Below are 14,701 nucleotides of genomic sequence, written 5' to 3'. Positions count from 1 at the left end.
CCCGATGAATGAGTCTGTGCGTTTCGAAGATAAAGTCGTGATCGTCACCGGAGCCGGTGGTGGCCTGGGGCGCGCTCACGCTTTGCTGTTCGCCAAACAGGGTGCCAAAGTGCTGGTCAACGACCTCGGCGGCTCGACCCAGGGCGAAGGCGCCAACGCTTCGGCCGCTGATCGTGTGGTAACGGAAATCCGCGAGGCCGGCGGCATCGCCGAAGCCAACCATGACTCGGTCACCGACGGCGACAAACTGGTGCAGAACGCACTCGATGTGTTCGGCCGCGTCGATGTGGTGGTCAACAACGCCGGGATCCTGCGCGACAAGACCTTTCACAAGATGGAAGACGCCGACTGGGATCTGGTCTATCGCGTCCACGTCGAAGGCGCCTACAAGGTGACCCGCGCCGCATGGCCGCACCTGCGTGAGCAAAACTACGGGCGAGTGATCTTCACCGCATCGACCTCGGGCATCTACGGCAATTTCGGCCAGTCCAACTACGGCATGGCCAAACTCGGTCTCTACGGTCTGACCCGCACCCTGGCCATCGAAGGTCGCAAGAACAACATCCTGGTCAACGCCATCGCCCCCACCGGCGGCACCCGCATGACCGAAGGCCTGATCCCGCCGCAAGTGTTCGAACAACTCAAACCGGAACTGGTCAGCCCGCTGGTGGTGTACCTGGCCAGCGAACAATGCCAGGAAACTTCGGGCCTGTTCGAAGTCGGCGGCGGCTGGATGGGCAAGGTGCGCTGGGAGCGCAGCCTCGGTGCCGGGTTCGATCCTCGCGTCGGTTTTTCCCCGGAAGACGTCGCGGCGCACTGGCAGCAGATCTGTGATTTCGAAGGCGCGGCGCATCCGAAGGACAACATCGAGGCGCTGAAGGAAATGATGGGGAATCTGCAGAAGTATTCGTTGTAGCTTGAAGTGGCCACCTGGCGAGAGTCAGGTGGCCGATTGGCGGGTCAGGTGTATCTGTTTTCGATCATGAATTTTGGAGGGGACCAGTTGGGGCCTTTAATCGCCAGACCACTCTCATCAATAGCCAGTACACCGGCGGCGAAGAGTCGAGAGTAAGCGTTTTCCAACGCACCGTACCCTTTGAGAATCTCCGGGTTGTAACGCCTGATCATCATGTCCAGAAGCGGATTTGGCCTGGTCAATGCGAACACAGTAACGATGTCATCCAGCGATTCGTTTTTGACAATCTGTTCAACCACGCTCATTTCCACATCTCCTTTAACAGCCGCTGGTAATCGCGCTCATCCTGTTCTGCGTCTGCGGCCAGTGCTTCCGGTGTGTAAAGCAGTGAAACATCATCCGCCAGTTGAAAGTCTTCCAATGTTGCCGTGTGCACATTGTTCCACACCGGTGACTCCGGATCAGGTCGCTCGGTATCGCCGTAGCCCAAGGCTCTGAATCTTTCGAACTCTCTTAGCTCATGAGTGTAGAAGCGCTTGTCTGTATCCGTTGCTTCAAGCTCGCCACGAACAATTCTCTCCAGGCGATCAAGCATTACTTTATTGGCGGCTGATGCCGAGAACCTGGAAATATGCAGTTTCACGATATTTTCCCCTTCTGATGAAGCCGTTGCTGTCGCCCAACCCAGTTCCTGAATCGGGCCACCCGTTTCATTCGGATTGAATGCTCGGCCGCTGTGTTCGCCGTCTGCACTACCTCCGGCATACGGACTGCTGATCACCACATACAGCGGCGCAACCCCCGAGTCCTCCGGAAAGACAATGATGAAGCGCTCCCATTCCTCCTCCAGGCTCGGGTGGAGGTCGAGCCTTCCCTCGATCGGCATGATCGGCGCGCCGCTGTATGTCGGCGGATCGGTATCGGCACTCGGGAGTAGCGTGGAGCTGTCGCCCGGGCTGATGGCCGGAGTCCAGGTCAGAATGTCGTTGGGCAAGTCGGGCAGGACGGTCTCGTAAACCCCGTTGAGCGAATCGAAGGTCGCGCGCAGCACCGAAACATCGCTGCGTACCTGAAAGTCGTCAGCGCTGACCACGAAGACTTCGGCGCCGTCGTTCATCCTTCTTGTCCCCAGGCCGACCGGTATCTGCAATGTGCCCTGGCGCTGCGCGATCTCGCGTAATGCCTGCGGCGTGGCAGAAGACAACTCGACCAGCGGCACGCTGACGCTGAAACGCTCACCGTTGCCCAGACGTGAAGGCGCCAGCAAAGCCGCGAAACCGACCGCAACCGGTGCCAGCAGCGAGGCGCCCAAGGCGTTGATGCCGACGACCGCCGAGCGCAGGACCGTGAGGATCGCTGTGGCTGTCGACGGGTTCAGGCGCGCTGCGTTCGAGGCGAATGCGATCACCGGCCCGGTGCTGGCCGCAGCGCCAAAAGCCGGATAAACCCGCTGGCCTGCATCCGCTCGTGCCTGGTCACGGGCCTGGCGTGCAGCCTCTGTCTGGCGCTGCAAATCGGCAAGGGCCTTCAGGCGCGCCTGTTCAGCCGCAAGCTGGCGCGCAGCGGCTTCGGCGGCAATCCGCGCCTGCTCCGCAGCCTTGCGTTGCGCCTCGGCCAGCGCCGCCAACCGCGCTTGCTCGCGGGCCTGGACTTCTTGCTGTTCCTGTTGGCGCCGCGCCGTCTCCGCCAAGGCTTTCTGGCGTTGCTGTTCTGCGGCGATCCGCGCCTGTTCCGCGGCACGGCGTGCGGTTTCTGCGGCCTGGGCCTGCGCGGCGTCGTTGGCCTGTACCGCCGCCAGCCAGTTGTGCACGTTGACGTGTTGTTGATGCAGCGTCGCCAGCGTTTGTGTCAGCAATCTGACTTCCATTGCCGCGCGATAGGATTGCTTCCACAGGTTCATCCCCGGTCCGTTGGGACTCAGCACCTTGTCCACGGCGTAGGCCCGGGACAGGAACTGGTAGACCGTCTTGTCGGTGGGATCGCTGCCGTAGAAGCCGTGGGACAGTTGTGCCTGCTGTTGCAGTTGCGCGTTCTTGCGCTGGATCAGCCGGTTGCGCACGCCCAGCTCTCGGCTGATCGCGGCAGCGGGCGGCAGCGGCTGGGTCGACTCTTCCAGGCGGGTCGCGGCCAGATCGACTTCAATGGCTTGCGGGATTTGTGCAGCCTTCGCCTGGTATTCCTGAGTCAGCGGGGTAATGAAGTTCTGCAACACCTGCTGATAACGGGCAGGGCTGCGCGGCGTGCCGAACGGACCGTTATAACGATTGTGATCAACAGTGGAAATACCGGGGTTGAAATGCGGCGGTGCTTCAGCGGTTGTCCACACAGGCTCCGTCAATTCAAATGGAGGTGGTCTTTGCATATTCATATCCTTTTGAATGTGCGTTGGTTTTTCAGAACATAAACGTACGAATCACTAATGGGTATTTGCCCATTGAAGTTACAGGAGAGTTTGCGCAGAGATATCTGAGAAGGGTGTAGGTTGTAACTTGCGTTTAAGAGTGAACTTTCATTGCTTATACAAAGACTCAGGAAACTTCTTACGTATTAAAAGAGGTTTCCTGCGCTGAAAAGGGAAACGGCACTTCAGAGCAGCGCGAGCGCCACGCAATCATTTATCGGGGTCAAAAAGCGCCCATAAAAAAGGCCGCTGCAAACGCAGCGGCCAAGGTAAGACGTTGGATCAAGGAGCTACAAATCAACGTCAGTGAACACCGGGGCGATGGATCGAAAAACGCTTCGGTCCATCAGAAATCGATTGCCGACGACTCGGTCGCGGACTTTGTGCTTGCTGGCGGTCTGCCGTGAAAGCCCGCTTAGAATAAGGGCTGGCGCCTCAGGGAAAAATAGCGATTCCGGACATGCACTGTTACGGGGCATGTAACAGTGGCGCGCACCGGGGTGGTCATTATCCGTTGCGTTGATAGTGGTGCATCCAGCCTGTTCATGGCAGGCGCAAAGCCTTGTCGCAGGCGGGGATTCATCCTTTCGGGCGACAACGTGAATACCTCCTTGGTGCGCTTATCGTCCCCGTGTGGCGGCAGTAGGGTGAGGCCTTCTGTCACTCACCGGGGAAGACGCATGACAAAAACAACAATGCGCGCCATCTTCACACCGCAGGCGCTCGCCGCTGCGGTGGCCTTGGGTTGCTGTGCCCAGGCGCACGCGGTCGCTTTCAATATCGGGGAAATCGAAGGCACCTTCGATTCGTCGCTGTCGGTCGGTGCGAGCTGGGGCATGCGCGATGCCGACAAGTCGCTGGTGGGTACGGTCAACGGCGGAACCGGTCAGTCTTCCACCGGTGATGACGGGCGTTTGAACTTCAAGAAAGGCGAGACCTTTTCCAAGATCTTCAAGGGCATCCACGACCTCGAACTGAAGTACGGCGACACCGGTGTGTTCGTGCGCGGCAAATACTGGTACGACTTCGAACTCAAGGACGAAGACCGCGAGTTCAAACCGATCAGTGACAAGGGCCGCAAGGAGGGCGCCAAGTCGTCCGGTGCGCAGATTCTCGATGCGTTCGTCTATCACAACTATTCCATCGCTGATCTGCCGGGCACCGTGCGCGCCGGCAAGCAGGTGGTGAGCTGGGGCGAAAGTACCTTCATCGGTAACTCGATCAACAGCATCAACCCGATCGACGTCTCGGCGTTCCGCCGGCCAGGTGCGGAGATCAAGGAAGGACTGATTCCGGTGAACATGCTGTTCGCCTCCCAGGGGCTCACCGACCAACTGACGGTCGAGGGCTTCTATCAACTGGAATGGGATCAGACCGTCCTCGACAACTGCGGCACCTTCTTCGGTGTCGACGTGGCGGCTGACGGCTGCAACAACGGCTACACCGTCGGCAGCCCGGCGATCGCCCCGTTGGCGCCGCTGACGGCAGCCTTCGGCCAGCCGATCCAGGTGACCCGCGAAGGCGTGATCGTGCCTCGTGGCGGCGACCGCGATGCGCGGGACTCCGGTCAATGGGGCACGGCACTGCGCTGGCTCGGCGACGACACCGAGTACGGCCTCTACTTCATGAATTACCACAGCCGCACGCCGACCGTCGGCACCAGCACCGCCGGCCTGTCGACCCTCGCGGCCCTGCCGGGCATGGTCGGGATCGCCAACCGGCTGGCGCCCGGCAGCGGTTCGGGGCTGGCGCAAAGCGTGATGCTCGGGCGCGGTCAGTACTACCTCGAATACCCGGAAGACATCCGCCTGTATGGCGCGAGCTTCTCCACCACACTGCCGACCGGCACCGCCTGGACCGGCGAGATCAGCTATCGCCCTAATGCGCCGGTGCAGGTCAACACCAACGACCTGACTCTTGCGCTGCTCAATCCGATTGCCGGCGGTGCCGCGTCGCCGCTGGCCACCTCGCCGGGTGCCGACAACAAGGGCTACCGGCGCAAGGAAGTGACGCAGATCCAGAGCACGCTGACGCACTTTTTCGATCAGGTCTGGGGCGCACAGCGTCTTACCCTGGTCGGCGAAGCGGCGGTGGTGCGGGTCGGCGGCCTGGAGTCACGCAGCAAATTGCGTTACGGCCGTGACTCGGTCTACGGCCAGTACGGTTTCGGCGGTGACACCGACGGTTTCGTCACCTCCACATCCTGGGGTTATCGCGCCCGGGCGATCCTCGATTACGCCAACGTGATCGGCGGGATCAACCTCAAACCCAACCTGTCCTGGTCCCACGACGTCGCCGGTTATGGCCCCAACGGTCTGTTCAACGAGGGTGCCAAAGCCGTCAGCGTCGGGGTTGATGCCGACTACCGCAACACCTATACCGCGAGCCTGAGTTACACCGACTTTTTCGGCGGTGACTACAACACCCTCGAAGACCGTGACTTCGTGGCCCTGAGCTTCGGTGTGAACTTCTGATCTGCCCGAGAAGGATGAATGCAATGCGCAAGATGATTCTGCAATGCGGTGTCCTGGCCCTGAGCCTGTTGGCCGCCAACGTGATCGCGGCGGTGTCGCCGGACGAAGCCAACAAGCTCGGCACCAGCCTGACGCCGCTGGGCGCCGAGAAGGCCGGCAACGCCGACGGCTCGATTCCGGCCTGGACCGGCGGTATCCCGAAAAACGCCGGTGCGGTCGACAGCAAGGGCTTTCTGGCTGACCCGTTCGCCAGCGAAAAACCGCTGTTCACCATCACCGCCGCCAACGTCGACAAGTACAAGGACAAGCTGTCCGACGGCCAGGTGGCGATGTTCAAGCGCTACCCCGAGACCTACAAGATCCCGGTCTACACGACCCACCGCACCGTGGCCGTGCCGCCGGAAATCTACGAGTCGGCCAAGCGCAGTGCGCTCAACGTCACCACGATCAACGACGGTAACGGTCTGGCCAATTTCACCGGCAATCGCTACTACGCCTTCCCGATCCCCAAGAACGGGGTCGAGGTGTTGTGGAACCACATCACCCGTTATCACGGCGGCAACGTCAAACGCATCATCACTCAGGTGACCCCGCAGACCAACGGCAGCTACACGCCGATCCGCTTCGAAGAAGAGATCGCCGTGCCGCAACTGATGAAGGATCTCGATCCGGAAAAAGCCGCCAACGTGCTGACCTTCTTCAAACAGTCGGTGACTGCGCCGGCGCGTCTCGCCGGTAACGTGCTGCTGGTACACGAGACCCTCGACCAGGTGAAGGAACCGCGGCTGGCATGGATCTATAACGCCGGCCAGCGCCGCGTACGCCGTGCGCCGCAGGTTGCCTATGACGGGCCGGGCACCGCAGCCGACGGTCTGCGCACCTCGGACAACTTCGACATGTTCTCCGGCGCGCCGGACCGCTATGACTGGAAACTGATCGGCAAGAAGGAAATGTACATTCCGTACAACAGCTACAAGCTCGACTCGCCGAGCCTCAAATACGACGATATCGTCAAGGCCGGGCACATCAACCAGGACCTGACCCGCTACGAACTGCACCGGGTCTGGGAAGTGGTCGGCACGGTGAAACCGAACGAGCGGCACATCTACGCCAAGCGCCACATGTACATCGACGAGGACAGCTGGCAAGTGGCGCTGGCCGACCACTACGACGGTCGCGGGCAGCTGTGGCGAGTGGCCGAGGGGCACGCTCAGTACTACTACGATCACCAGGCCCAGGCGTACACACTCGAAGCGCTCTACGACATCATCGCCGGCCGCTACATTGCCCTGGGGATGAAGAACGAAGAGAAGCACAGCTTCGAATTCGGCTTCGAAGCCAAGGCCGCCGACTACACCCCGTCGGCCCTGCGCGCCGAGGGCGTACGGTAAGGGTTTCGATACATTGGGAGGACAAAAGGCGACCGTACGGTCGCCTTTTTTATGGGCGCCAATCAGCGTACTGAATACTCGTCAACAAGCGCCGGGGAGAGGGCTAGGGTGAGCGTACAACGATAAAAAGGCGCACCCGATGACCGCCATGACCCACGCTCCGGATCGAGCGGCTTTTCTCCCGAGACTGTCTTCCCATCACCTTGCGCGCCCGCGTCTTTGCGGGGCTCTGCTCGAGTCTGCGGCGCGGGTCAGACTGATCTGCGCGCCGGCCGGCAGCGGCAAGACCGCACTGCTCACCGAATGCCTGCTGCAGGCGCCTGTCGGTTGCACGGTGTGCTGGTTGCCGTTGGCAGGTGTGTCCTTGAGTGTTGGCGAATTTTGCGAACGGCTCGCGCACGCAATGGGGCTGACAGCCTCGGACGAGACGTCAGTGCTTTATGAACTGGCGCGGCATTCCTCGGCAACCTGGGTGCTGATCGATGATTACTGCCGATACCCCGAGCCTGCACTGGATGCCTTTCTCGACCGGATGCTGGCGGTCAGCAGTCCGGCCCTGACGTGGTGGATCGGCACGCGGCGTCGTCCGTCCTGCAACTGGCCGCGCCTGCTGCTCGATGATGCCTTGTACGAATGTGAAGGGGCGGCGTTGGCGCTGACCCGGGACGAAATCGCACAAGCGTTGCGTCACTTGCCGCCTGCCCAGGCCGACAGTGTGGCCGGACGCATCTTCCAGCGCAGCGGCGGCTGGTGCGCCGGCGTGCGGATGCTGTTGATGCAAAAATGCGACTGGTCGCAAAAGACTTTGCCGCAGCAACGCATGGACACCTTGCTGGATTACCTGCAACACGAAATGTTCAGCGGTTTGAGTCCGGAACTCGCCGAGGCCTGGAGAGTGCTGGCGCATCTGCCGCGGTTCAATGCCGAGCTGTGTGAACACCTGTTTGGTGCTGGAGAGGGCGCCCAGTACTTGCGCACGCTGCAAGTGCTCGGCTGCTTTATCGAGCCCTGGAACGATTCGGCCGATTGGCTGCAGGTTTGCCCGTCACTGTCGCACGTCATTCGCGAAGAACACTGGCCATCGGGGCGTTCCTGGCATCGTCGGGCTTGCCAGTGGTTCGCTGCCGCGAATGACTGGCGCTCGGCTTTTGAACAGGCGCTTCTGGCTGAAGAACATGAAGCGGCCATCAGCCTGTTGCAGCACTTCAGCTTCGAGCATCTGTTCGAAGAGCAAACGGTGGTGCTGTTGTTGCGGCTGCATGAAATCCGCGGCGGTGAGCTGACAATGAGTTCGCCACAACTGGTCGGACTGATGACGGCGGCGTTGCTGTTTGCCGGTCGCTTTGAACAGGCAGCGCAATGTATTGCGCGTCTTTCGTGTTTCCTGCCGCAATCCTCTGCGCAGGGTGAGTGCCAGCTGATTGCACGCTGGCAGGCGTTGAGCGGTTGGCTCGCGCATCTGGAGGGGCGGATGGAGGCTGCCCAGGAGCATTTCTCCCAAGCATTGGAAGTACTGGATGCGGACAGCTGGATCGCTCGGGCAATGTGTTTGTCCGGTTTGACCCAGCAAGCACTTTTAAGGGGCGAACTCGACGTTGCACACGCCTGTAATCGACAGGCGCTGTGTCTGGCACGAGCGCAAGGTTCGCTGGTTTTCGAGGCACTGCTTGAGCTCGATCATGCGCAATTGCTGGAGCAGCGCGGCACAGCGTCCCGGGCTGAAAGTCTACTGGCCAATGTCCACGATTTGCTTGGCAAGCAATCGAACCGGCCGACACCGTTGATGGGAAGAATCGCGTTACGCCGAGGGCGACTGGCTTTGAGTCAGGGGTTGGACTCCCGCGCCGCAGGGTTTTTCCAGGCCGGCCTGGAGGACTGCAAACGCAATCATGACAAGCGCGTGCTGTATGGCTTCATCGGACTGGCGCAATTGGCCGCCAACCAGGCGGACTACGAACAGGCTTTCGTGTGCCTGCGCGATGCCGAGCGGCTGATGCAACTGCGGCAGATTCCGGACACTGTCTATCGCGGTGCGTTGTTGCACGCCAGCAGTCTTTTCTGGCTGCAGCAAGGACGTCACGAACTGGTTTGCGAGGCCATGACCCGCTTGCGCCGACACTATCAGGGACCCGGTGCATTGCAGGCTCCACCTGCGACGCTGGAGCTGATTCCGCGTGTCGAGTACCTGCTGATCCTCGCCGAGGTTGGATTGCACAAGGCTCACGATCCCGTGGTGCGCCTCCAGCAGCTTCTGGAAACCGCCCGGCATTGCAGAATGCTTTCTCTGGAAACCGATTTGCACCTGGCATTGGCCGAGGTGGCGTTCGCGCTGGGTGACGAATTGTTGGCCAGATCTCATTTGCGGGCGGGTTGTGAAATGGCCAGCCTGCATGGACTGCATCAGGCACTGCATGAACTGAAAATGCGCCGTCCCGAGCTGATTGACGGGGTTGCCGAGACACCTTGTGCAGTCAGTTCGAGCGGTGGCGCATTGCTCAGTCAACGAGAACTGGAAGTTTTGAGACTGATTGCCAAAGGGTATTCCAATCAACAGATTGCAGATCACTTGTTTATTTCCTTACATACCGTAAAGACTCATGCCAGGCGTATACATGGAAAGTTGGGTGTCGAGCGCAGAACACAAGCAGTGGCCAGTGCAAAGATGCTGGGTCTGGATGTGTAGCGTGCGTTACAGCAGAGGGTTTGTTTATTTGTTCGGTTTCTTCTCGGAGATAATTATTAAATATTCAAAATGTGAAGTAACGGGTCGCTTGTTTTAGTCGTGGTTGTTGGGCGTTAGCTTTGTTGCATTGAATAAATGGCGCTGTGTCATTTAGTTGTTGATGCTGCAAGGAACTCGCAATGAACGATTTAAACAATACCCTCGGCTTTCGCCCGCAATGGCTCGCAGGCACCAGCTCGAACAATCAACAGAAGTATGAATACCTTATGCAGCAAATGACTGATCAGGAGGCGGAACTCAGGCGACTGCTGGGCAAGTCGGCATCCTTGAAGACCTATGCATCTGCACGTGTTCAGGAATGGACGAACAGTGCATTGGGTGCTCGAATTGATCCGGAAAGTATCAGCGTCGTTTCCCGCTTCAGCATTCAAATGGCCGGTCGCACGCTGGTTCAAGAGGATAAACGTTCGTTACTGGAGCTGGCGTTGTTCGGTCTGCATGATCAGAACAACCGGTCTGAAATGAAGTTCGAAGGTCAGATTCCTTCAGGCTTGACTCAAGCTCGCCTGGAAAACTGGTTGTCCGGGGTCGACATCCGTTCGGATTACTTCGAAGCGCTTCGAAAATCCTTTGATGATTACGGTGTGCAAATCGCATTGTTGGGGGCCTTGGCAACCCGCATCGCTTTCAGCGCATTCTCGGCGACTTTGCAGGGACACCTCAATCAGCCGAACATGCAGATGGTCGAGCGCTTTCTGCAGGGTGATCGCAGCATTTCGGCATCGGCGTTCGTGTTGAAGGGATACCGATACGGTTTCAGGGATCTGATGGTTTTCCAGCAAAAGAGCAATTCCTATGGCCCCTGTGCCTTGTACGCTCCCGGCTCGCCGGGTGGCAGGGATTGGTACTCGTTCCCCAATATTCGCGAGCTCGAGTTTCAGGTGGCCGGCTGGGTCAGGACTGATGAGGGAGTGAGCTATCTGACGTCCCAGGCGCATCCTCAGGAGAGGGGGGCATTGTCGAAGTACGTGAAACAGCTTCAGCAACTTCCGAGCGCATGGAAAGGCGCAACCTTCGACGAATGGCCCGAGGCACCGGAAGGTATTCTTGCGGAGGCGGTTTTCTATCAGGTTTCCTGGGACCTGGCCCAGGAGAGTCTTGTACAACCGGCAGGTTACCGAAAAGCGCCTGCCGATCTTCGTCAGCGTTATGCTCGATTGAACACGGAGTTGAAAGCCTTCTATACCGTCAACGCTCGCGAAGCCGGCATCATTCCTTATGAGACTTTTTGCCGTGATCTCATAAAACAGAACATTGAGGACTTGCTAAAAGCATCCGGGGAAATCGTCACAGTCAATCCGGATGAAATCATTGTCGAGCTGGAGCAGGGTGAAGAAGTTACTTTGTCCCGGATCATTATCAAGGAGACGCCATTCTATGCGCATGAAAGGGATGGCGAACTGGTAGGCGTTTTTCCGCGCTTTCGTGTAAATACGGGCCATCCAGCACTGCGTAATCTTGATATCCGTCATTTGGCAAGCTGGTCCCGAACATTGCGACCGGGAGAAAAGTACATTGCCATGTTGCGATCGGTTTATCTCAGCAATAAACATCCGGAGTATGAGCTGAAGCGGGAAATACATTTCCGAACGCAGCAAGCCGAAATGTACCGGGCGGTATTGTCCAGCCATTTTTCCGGTGAGATGTCCATTGGGTTGGCTGAACAGTTGAATCGTTTGATTGCAGGGCTGGACAAGGCCTCGGACCCATCGTTTCCTCCTTATGGAGAAACCGTAACCAACGTGCAATACAGCGCAGTATTCAAACTGCATTTAAAGCGTTGCCTGATTGAAGGCGTGTACGTTTTCAGGTTGGTAGAGGGCGGAAAAATCACGGAGATTCTCTACACGCCCAACGCACCTGACGGTGTCCATTATCGTCCGATGAATCAGCTCTTTGCGTCGATCAAGGAAAACGCTCTCGGCCAGTATTTCTATGAACGGGTCAAATACATCGAGCAGCCGATCATCGGGACTTTCGTCAACAACATCGAGTTCAAGAACATCTCTGAAAGCCCGCCCGTGCTTGAGATGAACAGCCGAGTGCAGTCGTTGCGGGCAAGTTACAACGCCCGCATAGAACGGATTGTTTCCGATGTGGACGCCCAAACGACCAGCCTCGGCGAAATCATCGGCAAGCTGGTTTATGACACGGCTGTCCTGGCGGCAACGGTGGTCAGCATGGTTATTCCACCAGTGGGGCTTGCACTCTCGACCGTGCAGATCACCAGGAATGTTCTTGAGGGTGCCCAGGCTTACAAATACGGAGATCGGGCAACAGCGTTCAATCATTTCAAGGATGCGTTGCTGGATCTGGTCTCTCTGGTTCCTGGCGGGAAAGAAGCGACCAAGGCTCAGAAAACCCTGATCCAGCTTCTGGGCGACGCCAACACCGTCGTCGGCCTGGTCGCTTCGGCTACGGGCCAGACCCTTGGCTACGAGCGTTTTCAGGAGCTGCTCGAAGAGATCCTGAAGGAAGAGTCGGCCAGTGATAGCCAGACTCTGTTGGTGTAAGCGATTGAAGTGATCTGACTAGCGGGCGTCAAACCCCATCCGCCAACTCACGGCCCGCGTCGCAGCCAATAACCGCTGCGCCGCCGGGCCGTTTTCGTCGGCGTGGAACAGCGAGGTCGGGCCGACTATGGTCAACACCGCCGCGACCTGCCCGAGGGCGTTGAACACCGGTGCCGACAAGGCATCGACGCCGGGCATCAGCAAACCGTGGACATGATGCAGACCGCGTTCGCGGATCTGTTCGCACAACGCCGCATAGGCTTTTTCGTCTGCCAGCGGATGGCCGCCGCTGGCGATTTCCTGCTCGCGCAATTCATCGGTTTCCCGTTGCGGCAGGTAAGCACCGAACACCAGACCGGTGGAGGAACTGAGCAACGGTAATACCGAGCCCAGTTGCGTCACCACCGTCACCGCGCGCACTGCCGGTTCGATGTGCACCACGGTCGCGCCCTGATTACCCCATACCGCGAGGAAACAGGTTTCGTTGAGTTCGTCGCGCAACTCGGCCAGCGGCAGGGCGGCGACTTTCAGCACGTCCATACTGTTGAGAGCGGCCAGGCCCACACGCAGCGCTTCACGACCGAGGCCGTAGTGGTTGGTGGCGGTGTTCTGTTCGGCAAAGCCCGAGGCGATCAACGCTTGCAGATAACGGTGAACCTTGCTCGCCGGCATCTGCACATGTTCGGCCAGACGCGACAGCGAAGTGGAGGGCGACAACTCGGCCAGGGCCTTGAGGATGTCGGTGCCGACTTCGGCGGAGCGGACTTTCTGTTTGCCGTTGCTGTCGCTGGTTTTTTCCATGGTGCTGCCGTGTCCCGGAACGAATGGGCGTCTTTATAGCTTGACGCTGGATAGCGAGCAAATTACGTTATGCGTAATTGAATTACGATAAAAATAACCCCGGCGTGCCAAGACCTCCGATCCAGAGCGTCCGGCCATGCCGACTCCCTGTTCAGGAGGCTCCATGAACCTTGATTCAGCCCTGGCTTACCAGTCCGGTTTCGGCAACGAATTCAGCTCTGAAGCGTTGCCCGGCGCACTGCCCGTCGGCCAGAACTCCCCGCAGAAAGCCCCTTACGGTCTGTACACCGAACTGTTCTCCGGCACCGCGTTCACCATGACTCGCAGCGAAGCGCGGCGCACCTGGATGTACCGGATCCAGCCATCGGCCAATCACCCGGCATTCGTCAAACTGGAGCGGCAACTGGCCGGTGGTCCGTTGGGCGAAGTGACCCCCAATCGCCTGCGCTGGAACCCGCTGGAGATCCCGGCCGAACCGACCGATTTCATCGACGGTCTGGTGAGCATGGCGGCCAACTCCGCCGCCGAAAAACCGGCCGGCATCAGCATCTATCACTACTGCGCCAACCGTTCGATGGAGCGTGTTTTCTTCAATGCCGACGGCGAGCTGCTGCTGGTGCCGCAACTGGGGCGCCTGCGCATCGCCACCGAACTGGGTGTGCTGGAAGTGGCGCCGCTGGAAATCGCCGTGCTGCCACGGGGCCTGAAATTCCGCGTCGAATTGCTCGACCCGCAAGCGCGCGGCTACGTCGCCGAGAACCACGGCGCGCCGCTGCGCCTGCCGGATCTGGGGCCGATCGGCAGCAACGGTCTGGCCAATCCACGGGACTTCCTGACTCCGGTCGCCGCCTACGAAAACCTGCAACAGCCGACGACCCTGGTGCAGAAATTCCTCGGCCAGTTGTGGGGCACCGAACTGAATCACTCGCCACTGAACGTGGTCGCCTGGCACGGCAACAACGTGCCGTACAAATATGACCTGCGCCGCTTCAACACCATCGGCACCGTCAGTTTCGATCACCCGGATCCGTCGATCTTCACCGTGCTGACCTCGCCGACCAGCGTGCACGGTCTGGCCAACCTTGACTTCGTGATCTTCCCGCCGCGCTGGATGGTGGCCGAGAACACCTTCCGTCCGCCGTGGTTCCACCGCAACCTGATGAACGAATTCATGGGCCTGATCCAGGGCGAATACGACGCCAAGGCCGAAGGCTTCCTGCCCGGCGGCGCGTCCCTGCACAGCTGCATGAGCGCCCACGGCCCGGACGGCGAGACCTGCACCAAAGCCATCAACGCGGACCTCAAACCGGCGAAGATCGACAACACCATGGCCTTCATGTTCGAGACCAGCCAGGTGCTGCGCCCAAGCCGCTTTGCCCTCGACTGCCCGCAACTGCAATCCACTTACGACGCCTGCTGGGCCACGCTGCCCGCCACGTTCGACCCGACCCGGAGATAACCC

Annotated in this window: 9 protein-coding genes; 6 read left to right on the top strand and 3 right to left on the bottom strand. The window is 59.3% G+C overall.

Annotation, left to right across the window (positions count from 1 at the left end):
- Nucleotides 1–4: 4 nt before the first annotated feature.
- Nucleotides 5–916, top strand: coding sequence for an SDR family oxidoreductase (locus tag AC1Q9F_RS08650; protein WP_492619544.1), 912 nt, complete (start codon nucleotides 5–7; stop codon nucleotides 914–916).
- Nucleotides 917–960: 44 nt separating this feature from the next.
- On the opposite strand, the gene AC1Q9F_RS08645 is transcribed toward AC1Q9F_RS08650, so the two are convergent.
- Nucleotides 961–1,221, bottom strand: coding sequence for a hypothetical protein (locus AC1Q9F_RS08645; protein ID WP_179692609.1), 261 nt, complete (start codon nucleotides 1,219–1,221; stop codon nucleotides 961–963).
- The gene (locus AC1Q9F_RS08640) at nucleotides 1,218–3,128 is read right to left on the bottom strand and encodes an S-type pyocin domain-containing protein (protein WP_492619545.1); all 1,911 of its coding nucleotides are present in this window, start codon (nucleotides 3,126–3,128) and stop codon (nucleotides 1,218–1,220) included. The genes AC1Q9F_RS08645 and AC1Q9F_RS08640 overlap by 4 nt, the downstream gene beginning before the upstream one ends.
- A gap of 869 nt (nucleotides 3,129–3,997) precedes the next feature.
- On the opposite strand from AC1Q9F_RS08640, the gene AC1Q9F_RS08635 reads away from it, so the two are divergent.
- The 4 genes from AC1Q9F_RS08635 to AC1Q9F_RS08620 all read left to right on the top strand — a co-directional run bounded on the left by AC1Q9F_RS08635 (nucleotide 3,998) and on the right by AC1Q9F_RS08620 (nucleotide 12,438).
- Nucleotides 3,998–5,791, top strand: coding sequence for a DUF1302 domain-containing protein (locus AC1Q9F_RS08635; protein ID WP_207985062.1), 1,794 nt, complete (start codon nucleotides 3,998–4,000; stop codon nucleotides 5,789–5,791).
- A 23-nt stretch (nucleotides 5,792–5,814) separates the two neighbouring features.
- Nucleotides 5,815–7,182, top strand: a complete 1,368-nt coding sequence (locus AC1Q9F_RS08630; protein WP_492619546.1) for a DUF1329 domain-containing protein — start codon at nucleotides 5,815–5,817, stop codon at nucleotides 7,180–7,182.
- Nucleotides 7,183–7,321: 139 nt separating this feature from the next.
- Nucleotides 7,322–9,865 (top strand): LuxR C-terminal-related transcriptional regulator, encoded by a 2,544-nt coding sequence (locus tag AC1Q9F_RS08625; protein WP_492619547.1) that lies wholly within the window; start codon nucleotides 7,322–7,324, stop codon nucleotides 9,863–9,865.
- A gap of 179 nt (nucleotides 9,866–10,044) precedes the next feature.
- Nucleotides 10,045–12,438: a dermonecrotic toxin domain-containing protein gene (locus AC1Q9F_RS08620; RefSeq protein ID WP_492619548.1), complete on the top strand. Its 2,394-nt coding sequence runs from the start codon at nucleotides 10,045–10,047 to the stop codon at nucleotides 12,436–12,438.
- An 18-nt stretch (nucleotides 12,439–12,456) separates the two neighbouring features.
- On the opposite strand, the gene AC1Q9F_RS08615 is transcribed toward AC1Q9F_RS08620, so the two are convergent.
- Nucleotides 12,457–13,239, bottom strand: a complete 783-nt coding sequence (locus AC1Q9F_RS08615; RefSeq protein ID WP_492619549.1) for an IclR family transcriptional regulator — start codon at nucleotides 13,237–13,239, stop codon at nucleotides 12,457–12,459.
- 163 nt (nucleotides 13,240–13,402) lie between these two features.
- Here AC1Q9F_RS08615 and hmgA point away from each other — a divergent pair, with 163 nt between their 5' ends.
- A complete protein-coding gene (gene hmgA / locus AC1Q9F_RS08610; protein ID WP_085746961.1) occupies nucleotides 13,403–14,698 on the top strand; it encodes a homogentisate 1,2-dioxygenase in 1,296 nt (431 codons plus the stop codon).
- The last annotated feature ends 3 nt before the right edge of the window (nucleotides 14,699–14,701 follow it).

The organism is Pseudomonas sp. GW823-FHT04A03 (genome assembly GCF_058796615.1).
Note: the sequence above shows the minus strand (reverse complement) of the source record. Positions and strands in the feature narration are given on the sequence as shown.